8 protein-coding genes and 1 pseudogene are annotated in these 11,920 nt (G+C 37.9%); all 9 read left to right on the forward strand.

Going from position 1 to position 11,920, the window contains the following annotated elements; genetic code table 11:
• A pseudogene (locus tag RLO81_RS17320) lies at positions 1–153 on the forward strand (50S ribosomal protein L1); the annotation flags it as partial.
• Positions 153–683 carry a 50S ribosomal protein L10 gene (gene rplJ / locus RLO81_RS17325; protein WP_350114609.1) on the forward strand — a complete coding sequence of 177 codons (531 nt, stop codon included), beginning with the start codon at positions 153–155 and terminating at the stop codon, positions 681–683. The pseudogene RLO81_RS17320 and the gene rplJ, both read left to right, overlap by 1 nt.
• A gap of 39 nt (positions 684–722) precedes the next feature.
• Entirely contained in the window at positions 723–1,106 is a 384-nt protein-coding gene (gene rplL / locus RLO81_RS17330) for a 50S ribosomal protein L7/L12 (RefSeq protein ID WP_205722021.1), read from the forward strand.
• A 169-nt stretch (positions 1,107–1,275) separates the two neighbouring features.
• The gene (rpoB, locus tag RLO81_RS17335; protein WP_350114613.1) at positions 1,276–5,148 is read left to right on the forward strand and encodes a DNA-directed RNA polymerase subunit beta; all 3,873 of its coding nucleotides are present in this window, start codon (positions 1,276–1,278) and stop codon (positions 5,146–5,148) included.
• A gap of 58 nt (positions 5,149–5,206) precedes the next feature.
• Entirely contained in the window at positions 5,207–9,517 is a 4,311-nt protein-coding gene (rpoC, locus tag RLO81_RS17340; protein WP_350114616.1) for a DNA-directed RNA polymerase subunit beta', read from the forward strand.
• Positions 9,518–9,519: 2 nt separating this feature from the next.
• Positions 9,520–9,846, forward strand: a complete 327-nt coding sequence (locus tag RLO81_RS17345) for a DUF3467 domain-containing protein (RefSeq protein WP_205722017.1) — start codon at positions 9,520–9,522, stop codon at positions 9,844–9,846.
• A 161-nt stretch (positions 9,847–10,007) separates the two neighbouring features.
• The gene (rpsL, locus tag RLO81_RS17350) at positions 10,008–10,382 is read left to right on the forward strand and encodes a 30S ribosomal protein S12 (protein ID WP_205722016.1); all 375 of its coding nucleotides are present in this window, start codon (positions 10,008–10,010) and stop codon (positions 10,380–10,382) included.
• A gap of 14 nt (positions 10,383–10,396) precedes the next feature.
• Complete coding sequence (rpsG, locus tag RLO81_RS17355) at positions 10,397–10,864, forward strand: 30S ribosomal protein S7 (protein ID WP_350114619.1); 468 nt, start codon at positions 10,397–10,399, stop codon at positions 10,862–10,864.
• A gap of 10 nt (positions 10,865–10,874) precedes the next feature.
• A partial coding sequence (locus RLO81_RS17360; RefSeq protein ID WP_350114622.1) for an elongation factor G occupies positions 10,875–11,920 on the forward strand: 1,046 nt, incomplete at its 3' end.

Consider the following 11,920-nt stretch of genomic DNA (forward strand, 5'->3'; position numbering starts at 1 on the left):
AAAATCAAAGATACCGTAAGAGAACTGTTACAAACGGTTTCAAAATTGAAACCAGCTTCCGCGAAAGGTACATATTTCAAGAGTATTAATATCTCTTCTACTATGAGCCCTTCGATTACAATAGATAAAAGTACAATTTCAGGACTACAGTAATGACTAGAGAAGAAAAAGCAAACATTATTGAAGAACTTAAAGATAAGTTTAGCAACAATGCGCATTACTATATCACTGATGCTTCAGGATTGTCAGTAGCCCAGGTTAACAACTTTAGAAGGTTATGCTTCAATAAAGGTGTTGAATACAGAGTGATTAAAAACACTCTGATTAAAAAGGCTCTTGACGCACTGAATACGGATCATTCGGCAATTGATGATAAACTGAAAGGATTTTCAGGTGTTATTTTCTCATCAGAGGTTGCTAATACTCCCGCAAAAGTGATAACTGAGTTTAGAAAGAAATCTGCATTATCGAAGCCTGAATTAAAGGCTGCTTTTATTGAAAGCGATTTCTATCTAGGTGAAGAAAACCTTAAAATGTTAGCCGATCTTAAATCTAAGAACGAGCTTATCGGAGAGGTTGTTGCATTGCTGCAATCACCTGCTAAAAATGTTGTTTCTGCTCTACAGAGTGGAAAAAATACATTGGGTGGGTTGATTAAGACTTTATCTGAAAGAGAAAATTAAATTATTAGAAACAAACGAAACAATTAAATAAGAATTAAAATGGCAGACGTTAAAGCACTAGGAGATCAACTGGTAGAATTAACAGTTAAAGAAGTAAACGAACTAGCAGAGTATCTTAAAGAAACTCACGGTATCGAGCCTGCAGCTGCAGCAGCAGTAGCAGTAGCTGGCCCGGCTGGTGGTGGCGAAGCTGGTGGCGGAGCTGAGGAGAAATCTGATTTTGATGTAATCCTTAAGTCAGCTGGTGGAGCTAAACTTGCTATCGTTAAATTAGTGAAAGAATTAACTGGCTTAGGTCTTAAAGAGGCAAAAGAATTAGTTGATGGTGCTCCTAAAGCAATCAAAGAAGGTGTAGCTAAAGACGAAGCTGAGGGCCTTAAGAAGCAGCTTGAAGAAGCTGGGGCTGAAGTTGAGTTGAAGTAAGCCTTTGGGCGGCACATATAACACCGTCAAAGAATAAGAACGGCCCCATCCCGACTAAATCGGGATCGGGGTCTTTTCCTGTTTGTAGCAACTTTACAAACACCATTGTATGAAGCGTAAAATCTACATTTCATACATTTCAACATCTTGTAATTAAAATTTTAAAGCTTTGGCTAATAAAAAAGAAAACTCAAGAATCAATTTCTCTTCTATAAAGAAGGTCATTGATTATCCTGATTTCCTTGATATCCAATTAAAATCTTTTCAGGATTTTTTCCAATTGGAGACTCCCGCAGAAAAAAGGGAACAAGAAGGACTATTTAAAGTGTTTTCAGAAAACTTCCCAATTTCAGATTCAAGAGAAAACTTTGTTCTGGAATTTATAGATTACATTGTTGACCCTCCCAAATACTCAGTAGATGAGTGCATCGACAGAGGATTAACTTATTCTGTTCCTTTAAAAGCGAAATTGAAGTTAACTTGTAATGACGAGGATAACGAAGATTTCGAGACAATCGAGCAGGAAGTATTCTTGGGAAATATTCCATACATGACCAAGAAAGGTTCATTTGTAATTAATGGAGCTGAGCGTGTGATTGTTTCACAATTACACAGATCTCCTGGTGTTTTCTTTGCACAAAGTAAGCACACAAATGGAACTAAATTATATTCTGCCAGAATTATACCTTTCAAAGGATCATGGATAGAATTTGCTACTGACGTAAACAGCGTTATGTATGCATACATTGATAGAAAGAAGAAGTTTCCTGTAACCACTCTTTTAAGAGCTATTGGTTACGGAACTGATAAAGATATTCTTGACTTATTCGGACTATCAGAAGAAATTAAAGCTACCAAGAAGGATCTTAAGAATGCCGAAGGTAGAAAACTAGCAGCCAGAGTGTTAAAAACATGGACTGAAGATTTCGTTGATGAAGATACTGGTGAAGTAGTATCAATTGATAGAAACGAAGTTCTTTTAGAAAGAGATCATGTTTTAACAACTGAAGATATTGAAGTTATTGTTGAATCAGGTGCGAAGTCCATCATTCTTCATAGAGAAGATGTAAGTGCTACAGACTTTACAATCATATTCAACACACTAGCGAAAGATAACTCAAACTCCGAAAAAGAGGCTGTTGAGCAAATCTATCGTCAACTAAGAAATACCGAAGCTCCTGATGAGCAAACTGCACGAGACATTATCCAAAGCTTGTTCTTCAGTGAAAAGCGATATGATCTCGGAGAAGTAGGTAGATATAGAATTAATAAAAAATTAGGATTAGATATTAGCTCAGAACAAAGAGTATTAACTACTGAGGATATTATTCTAATTGTAAAATACTTAATCGGACTAATCAACTCAAAAGCTGTAGTTGATGATATTGACCATTTAAGTAATAGAAGAGTTAGAACAGTTGGTGAGCAATTGTACTCTCAATTTGGTGTAGGTCTTGCAAGAATGGCAAGAACCATTAAAGAAAGAATGAACGTTCGTGACAATGAAGATTTCAAGCCTGTTGATTTGATCAACGCAAGAACTTTATCTTCAGTGATTAACTCATTCTTTGGTACTAACCAACTTTCTCAGTTTATGGATCAAACAAATCCACTTGCTGAGATTACACACAAAAGAAGAATGTCTGCATTAGGACCAGGTGGTCTTTCAAGAGAAAGAGCAGGTTTCGAGGTGCGAGACGTTCACTATACTCACTACGGTCGTTTATGTACTATTGAAACACCTGAAGGTCCAAACATTGGTCTTATTTCTTCACTTTGTGTTCACGCTAAAGTGAACAACATGGGATTCATCGAAACTCCATACAGAGAAGTTGAAAAAGGTAAAGTAGATATGACAGGTGAGGTAAAATACCTTACTGCTGAAGAAGAAGATACATTCAACATCGCTCAGGCAAATGCACCATTAAAAGATAATGGTATTTTCATAAACGAAAGAGTTAAAGCACGTTTTGAAGGTGATTTCCCTGTAGTTGAGCCTAAAGATGTTCGTTACATGGATGTTGCTCCTAACCAAATCGTATCTGTTGCGGCTTCTATGATTCCTTTCCTGGAGCATGATGATGCGAACAGGGCATTGATGGGATCAAACATGCAACGTCAGGCAGTGCCTTTATTAAAGCCAGAAGCGCCAATCGTAGGTACTGGCTTAGAAGGCAGAGTAGCGCTTGACTCGCGTTCACTCATACTTGCTGAAGGTGATGGTAAAGTAGAATATGTCGATGCAACAAGAATTGTTGTTAAATATGACATGAACGAGGATGATAAGCTTGTAAACTTTGATGATGACAGTAAAGAATATGAGCTAATCAAATTCAGAAGAACAAACCAGGATACGTGCATTAACCTCACTCCGATAGTTAAAAAAGGAGAAAGAATTGTAAAAGGTCAGCCGTTAGTAGAAGGCTATGCAACTGAGAACGGTGAGCTTGCATTAGGTAGAAACTTAATGGTAGCTTACATGCCTTGGCAAGGGTATAACTTTGAGGATGCGATCGTAATCTCAGAAAAAGTTGTTAGAAATGATGTTTATACTTCTATTCATATTGAAGAATTTGAGTTAGAAGTTAGAGATACAAAAAGAGGTGAAGAAGAATTAACTTCTGAGATACCAAATGTAAGTGAAGAGGCAGTTAAGCATCTGGACGAGTATGGAATTATAAGAACAGGTGCTGAGGTTAAAGAAGGTGACATCTTAATAGGTAAGATTACTCCTAAAGGAGAATCTGATCCGACACCTGAAGAAAAATTACTTAGAGCAATCTTTGGAGACAAAGCAGGTGACGTGAAAGATGCATCAATGAAAGCGCCTCCATCATTAAGAGGTGTTGTAATTGATACTAAATTATTCTCGAGACCTAAGAAAGACAAAGAGCTAAGGGCTAAGTCTAAAAAAGAAGTTGAGATACTTAAAAATAAGTATAGCAAGCAATTGTTAGACCTTAGAGGTAAGGTAATTGAGAAGCTAACTACATTATTGAATGGTAAAACTTCACAAGGAATTAAACACAAGTTTGGTGACGAGATTGTAAGTAAAGGTGTAAAATTCACTGGTAAGCTTATAGAAAATAATCTTTTCCCTGAGAAGAACATTTACAAGGACGAAAGTACTTACAATGTACCTGAAGAAGTAAACTTGGTGTCTGATGTAAACCTTGATAACTGGACTAATGACGACAAAACGAATCAGCTAGTCTTCAGACTTATTAAGAACTACAACATCAAGAGAAACGAAGTAGCTGGTGATTTCAAGCGTGAGCGTTTTACTCTTGAAGTAGGAGATGAGTTACCAGCCGGTATCGTTCAATTAGCTAAAGTTTATATCGCTAAAAAGCGTAAGCTTAAAGTTGGTGATAAGATGGCCGGTCGTCACGGTAACAAAGGTGTTGTTGCTAAAATCGTAAGAGAAGAAGATATGCCATTCCTTGAGGATGGAACCCCAATGGATATTTGTTTAAATCCTCTTGGAGTACCTTCAAGGATGAACTTGGGACAGATTTACGAAACTGTTTTAGCTTGGGCCGGAGTTAAACTCGGTAGAAAATATGCGACACCAATTTTCGATGGAGCTTCTATGGAAGAAGTTGCCGCTGAATTGGCTGAGGCAGGATTACCAGAGTATGGACGTTCTTACTTATACGATGGTCTAACAGGTCAGAAATTCGATCAACCAGTAACCGTAGGTATAGCATATATGCTTAAACTAGGTCACTTGGTAGATGATAAAATGCACGCAAGGTCTATCGGGCCATATTCATTAATTACTCAGCAGCCATTGGGTGGTAAAGCACAATTTGGTGGTCAGCGTTTTGGTGAGATGGAGGTTTGGGCACTTGAAGCATTTGGTGCATCTCACGTTCTTCAGGAAATTCTTACAATTAAGTCGGATGACGTAATTGGAAGAGCAAAAGCTTATGAAGCGATTGTGAAAGGTGAGAACATGAGAAAACCTAATATCCCTGAGTCATTTAATGTATTAGTACACGAATTACGTGGCCTTGCATTAGAGATTACTTTAGACTAAATAATTAAAATTCAAACCAAGGCCTTGTGCCTTGGTTATTGAAATAAATAAACAAACTATGTCATTCAGAAAGAATAAAAAGCTAGACCTCGATTTTTCTAAGGTTACCATCAGTTTAGCTTCTCCTGAGTCTATTTTAGAAAGCTCACATGGAGAAGTTACTCAGCCGGAAACAATCAACTACAGAACATACAAACCAGAAATGGGCGGATTGTTTTGTGAGCGTATTTTCGGACCTGTGAAAGACTGGGAATGTCATTGTGGAAAATACAAGAGAATCAGATATAAAGGTATCATCTGCGACCGTTGTGGTGTAGAAGTTACTGAAAAGAAAGTAAGAAGAGAGCGTATGGGCCACATCGAATTAGTGGTTCCTGTAGCTCACATTTGGTACTTCAAATCTCTTCCCAATAAAATAGGTTACTTATTAGGTTTGCCTACTAAGAAACTAGACCAAATTATCTATTACGAAAGATATGTGGTTATTCAACCAGGTATTAAAGAAGAAGATGGTTTGGCAATGATGGATTTCTTGACAGAAGACGAATATTTAGATATTCTGGACAAGCTTCCAAGAGAAAACCAGATGTTGGATAATGATGATCCTAACAAGTTTATAGCTAAAATGGGAGCGGAGTCTCTTGAAATGCTATTAGCTCGTATCGATTTGGATACATTATCTTATGATTTAAGACATCAGGCTGCTACTGATACTTCACAGCAAAGAAAAGCAGAAGCTTTAAAAAGATTAAAAGTTGTTGAGGCATTCAGAGAAGCTAAAACAAGAATAGAAAACAGACCAGAATGGATGGTTATTAAGATGGTACCTGTAATTCCCCCGGAATTACGTCCATTAGTACCATTGGATGGTGGTCGTTTTGCTACTTCTGACTTAAATGATCTTTACAGAAGAGTTATTATCAGAAATAACCGTCTTAAGAGACTAATTGATATCAAAGCTCCTGAAGTTATTCTTAGAAATGAGAAACGTATGCTTCAAGAAGCAGTTGATTCATTGTTCGATAACTCTAGAAAAGTAAATGCTGTAAGATCAGATGGTAACAGAGCTTTAAAATCTTTAAGTGATATGCTTAAAGGTAAGCAAGGTCGTTTCCGTCAAAACTTATTAGGTAAAAGGGTTGACTACTCTGGTCGTTCTGTAATTGTAGTAGGACCTGAGTTGAAACTACACGAATGTGGTTTGCCTAAGGATATGGCTGCGGAACTTTTCAAACCATTCATTATCAGAAAACTGATAGAAAGAGGTATTGTTAAGACTGTAAAGTCTGCGAAGAAAATAGTTGATAGAAAAGACCCGGTTGTTTGGGATATATTGGAAAATGTACTGAAAGGACATCCAGTTCTTCTAAACCGTGCCCCAACTCTTCACAGATTGGGTATCCAGGCTTTCCAACCAAAACTTATTGAAGGTAAAGCAATCCAATTACACCCATTGGTATGTACAGCATTTAACGCTGACTTCGATGGTGACCAGATGGCGGTACACGTACCACTAGGTCAGGAAGCTATTCTTGAAGCATCATTATTAATGCTTTCTTCTCACAACATCCTTAACCCTGCCAATGGAGCACCAATTGCGGTACCTTCTCAAGATATGGTTCTTGGTCTTTACTACGTAACTAAAGGTAGAAAGAGCACGAAGGAAGAGAAAGTGAAAGGTGAGGGTATGGTATTCTACAGTTCTGAAGAAGTAATAATTGCTATGAACGAAGGAATTCTTTCTAAGCATGCTCACATCAAAGTAAGAACTAAAGTTAGAAATGCTAACGGTGAGTTAGAAACTAAAGTAATTGAAACAGTAGCCGGTAGAGTGCTTTTCAATGAGTCTGTACCAGAAGAAGTAGGATTCGTTGATGAGTTACTAACTAAGAAGAAACTTCAGAAAATTATTTCTGATGTATTCAAAATTACAGGCATGGCCAGAACCGCTCAGTTCTTGGATGATATCAAAGAACTTGGTTTCCAAATGGCTTACAAAGGAGGTCTTTCAATGGGACTTAACGATGTGGCTATTCCACCGGAAAAAGAGGCGTTGGTTGAGCAGGCTAAACAAGAAGTGGATGCTGTATGGCAAAACTACTTGATGGGTCTTATCACTGATAACGAACGTTACAACCAGGTGATTGATATCTGGACAAGAATAAATACGCAGTTGACGAATACCTTGATGACTCGTCTTGAAGAAGATGACCAAGGATTCAACTCAATTTATATGATGATGCACTCTGGAGCCAGAGGTTCAAGAGAGCAAATCAGACAGTTAGGTGGTATGAGAGGTCTAATGGCAAAACCACAAAAGAACCTTGCAGGTTCTGTGGGTGCGATCATTGAAAACCCTATCCTATCTAACTTTAAAGAAGGTTTAGATGTATTAGAGTACTTTATCTCTACGCACGGTGCCAGAAAAGGCCTTGCAGATACTGCCCTTAAAACGGCTGATGCTGGATACTTAACCAGACGACTTGTAGACGTTGCTCAGGATTTAGTAATCACTGAAGAAGATTGCGGAACGTTAAGAGGTCTTACTGTTTCTGCTTTAAAAGATAATGAGGATATCGTTGAACCACTATCTGAAAGAATTCTTGGTAGAGTTTCTGTGCATGATATTTTCGATCCTATTACTGATGAGCTAATCTGTGAGAGTGGTCAGGAAATTACTGAAGAAATCACTAATAGAATAGATGAAACAAGCATCGAAGATGTTGAAATTAGATCAGTATTAACCTGCGAAACTAAGCAAGGTGGATGCGCCAAGTGTTACGGACGTAACTTGGCTACAGGTCGAATGGTTCAGGCGGGTGAGTCTGTAGGTGTTATTGCGGCACAGTCAATTGGAGAACCTGGTACTCAGCTTACACTTAGAACATTCCACGTTGGTGGTACAGCATCTAACATTGCCGTTGATGCAAACATCAAAGCGAAATTTGATGGTGTAATTGAAACTGAAGGAATCAGAACAATCAAGACTACCAATAAAGATGGTGAAAAAGTTGAGGTTGTGATGGGTAGAACAGGCGAGGTGAAAGTTGTTGATCCTAAGAAGAAAACGGTTCTAATTTCTAACCACGTACCTTATGGCGCATTCATTAAAGTGAAAGATGGTGATAAGGTAGAAAAAGGTCAGGAGTTAGTCTATTGGGATCCTTATAATGCAGTTATTCTTTCAGAGTTTGATGGAACTATTGAGTTCGAATCAATTATTGAAGGTATTACTTACAAAGAAGAATCGGATGAACAAACTGGTCACAGAGAAAAAGTAATCACTGATACTAAAGATAAGACTAAGAACCCTGCCGTTATTGTGAATGCAAAAGATGAGTCTAAAGGATATAACATTCCTGTAGGAGCTCACTTGGCAGTAGATAACGGAGATAAAATCAAAGCGGGACAAATTCTTGCTAAGATTCCTCGTAGTATGGGTAAATCAAGAGATATTACAGGGGGTCTTCCAAGAGTAACTGAGCTTTTCGAAGCTAGAAACCCTTCGAATCCTGCTGTAGTTTCTGAGATTGATGGAGTTGTAACGTATGGCGGTATCAAGAGAGGTAACAGAGAAATCTTTATCGAATCTAAGGATGGAATTAAGAAGAGATACCTAGTATCACTTTCTAAACACATTCTTGTTCAGGATAATGACTTTGTGAAAGCTGGTTATCCACTTTCAGATGGAGCCATTACACCAGCAGATATTTTGGCCATTAAAGGACCAACTGCAGTTCAGGAATACTTAGTAAATGAAATTCAGGAGGTTTACAGATTGCAAGGTGTGAAGATCAATGATAAGCACATTGAAGCGATTGTTAGCCAAATGATGCAGAAGGTAATGATCCTTGATCCGGGAGATACAACATTCTTAACGAATGAGAGTGTAGATAAATTTGTATTTGCCGAAGAGAATGATAGAGTACTAGATAAGAAAGTTGTAACTGATGCTGGAGACTCTGAACACTTCAAGCCAGGCCAGATCATTTCTCCAAGAGAGCTAAGAGACGAAAACTCTACTCTTAAAAGAAAAGATTTGAAATTAGTGGAAGTGCGTGATGCATTATCAGCAGTTTCAAAACCTGTATTGCAAGGTATTACTCAGGCATCATTGAAAACTGAAAGTTTCTTATCTGCGGCTTCGTTCCAGGAAACTACTAAGGTTTTAAGTGAAGCAGCTATTAGAGGTAAAGCTGACGGTCTTCTAGGATTGAAAGAAAATGTAATTGTTGGACATTTAATCCCCGCAGGTACAGGTCAGCGAAAATTCAAAGATGTACTAGTTACATCACCTGAAGAGTACGATAACCTAGTAGCGGCTAACGAGGAAGCTAACAGCGAAAAGGAACTTCAAGCTGATAAGTAATTATGGCGGAAGAAAAGGATAAAAAAGCAAACCCTAATCAGATAAATATTGAATTATCTGAAGAAGTTGCAGAAGGTGTATATGCAAACTTGGCAATGATTGCTCACTCAAATAGCGAGTTTGTTATCGACTTCATCAGGCTTATGCCTGGTGTGCCTAAGGCTAAAGTAAAGTCAAGAATTGTAGTTACGCCTGAGCATGCCAAACGTTTAATGTTAGCGCTGAAGGAGAACATACAGAAGTATGAAGATAATTTTGGCGAAATTAAGAAAACGGAAGAGGCACCAAAGTTTCCTATCAATTTTGGGGGAACAGTAGGGGAAGCTTAAGATATCTATAAAATATTGGAGAGATGGTATGTGGAGAATAATCACATACCATTTTCTTGTTAAATATATTTATGCTAAAGTATTTGATAAATATCACTGCTTTAGTACCTTTGCAGTCCGAATTTTAGAAACGAAAAAAAATAAAGTAAAATATTTAATAAATGCCTACTATTCAACAACTGGTAAGAAAGGGTAGAACCAAATTGATGTCAAAGTCAAAATCACCCGCTCTTGACTCTTGCCCTCAGCGAAGAGGAGTGTGCACCAGAGTTTATACCACCACACCAAAAAAACCTAACTCTGCAATGAGAAAAGTTGCCAGGGTAAGGCTTACAAATGGAAAAGAGGTTAACGCTTACATTCCAGGAGAAGGTCACAATTTACAAGAACACTCTATTGTACTTATAAGAGGAGGTAGAGTAAAAGATTTACCCGGTGTGAGATACCATATTATTAGAGGTGCATTAGACACAGCTGGTGTAAATGGTAGAACGCAGAGAAGATCAAAATATGGAGCTAAACGCCCAAAAAAATAAATCATAAATAGAGAATGAGAAAAGCTAAACCAAAAAAGAGATATATTCTTCCTGATCCAAAGTTCGGAGATACTTTGGTAACGAAGTTCGTGAACTACCTAATGGTAGACGGGAAGAAGAGTATTGCCTACAGCATATTCTACGATGCAGTTGCAAAAGTAGAAAGCAAAACAGGTGAGAATGGTCTTGAAACCTGGAAGAAAGCGTTAAACAACATTATGCCTTCTGTTGAGGTGAAAAGTAGAAGAGTAGGTGGAGCTACTTTTCAAGTACCAATGGAAGTGCGCCCAGATAGAAAGATTTCACTAGGTATTAAGTGGATGATCAGATATGCAAGATTAAGAGGAGAGAAGACAATGGTTGACAGGCTTGCAGGTGAAATTATTTCAGCTTCTAAAGGTGAAGGTGCGGCTATCAAGAAAAAGGATGATACGCACAGAATGGCAGAAGCAAACAAAGCATTTTCTCATTTTAGATTTTAATATAAGATAAATGGCAAAGAGAGATTTAAGGTTTACTCGTAACATTGGTATCGCTGCGCATATTGATGCGGGTAAAACTACGACTACAGAACGTATACTTTATTATACAGGAGTTAGTCATAAGATTGGTGAAGTTCATGATGGCGCTGCTACCATGGACTGGATGGAACAAGAGCAGGAAAGAGGTATTACTATTACTTCAGCTGCTACAACAGTATTCTGGCCATATAAAGGTGATCAATATCATATTAACATTATAGATACTCCAGGACACGTTGATTTTACAGTTGAGGTAAACAGATCATTACGTGTATTGGATGGCCTGGTTTTCTTATTTTCAGCTGTTGATGGTGTTGAGCCTCAATCTGAAACTAACTGGAGACTCGCTGATAATTACAAAGTAGCTCGAATCGGATTTGTTAATAAAATGGACAGATCTGGCGCTGACTTCTTAAACGTATGTAAGCAAGTAAAAGAAATGTTAGGTACTAAAGCAGTACCTCTACAATTACCTATCGGTGCGGAAGATAATTTCAAAGGAGTGGTAGACTTGGTTGAAAACAAGGCCATGGTTTGGAATGAGGATGATATGGGAATGACTTTTGACGAAGTAGAAATTCCTGCGGATATGTTGGACGAGGTACAGGAGTACAGAGAGTATTTGGTAGAGGCGGTTGCTGAGTACGATGAGCACTTGATGGAGAAGTTTTTTGACGATCCAGATTCTATAACCAGAGATGAAATTGTTGCTGCATTAAGAGCCGCTACTATTGACTTGGCATTTGTGCCTATGTTATGTGGTTCTGCATTTAAGAATAAAGGTGTTCAGACAATGCTTAACTATGTGATGGAATTACTGCCATCTCCTTTAGATAGGGATAACATTGTTGGTACTAATCCAGACACTGAAGAAAAAATAACAAGAAAGCCTGATACAGACGAGCCATTCGCTGCACTAGCTTTTAAAATTGCTACTGACCCCTTTGTTGGTAGACTTTGTTTTGTAAGATCTTATTCAGGTTTGCTTGTGTGTGGTTGTTTTGTTTTGTTTTGTTG

It is taken from the genome of Fulvivirga sp. (assembly GCF_040220315.1).
Taxonomy (GTDB): domain Bacteria; phylum Bacteroidota; class Bacteroidia; order Cytophagales; family Cyclobacteriaceae; genus Fulvivirga.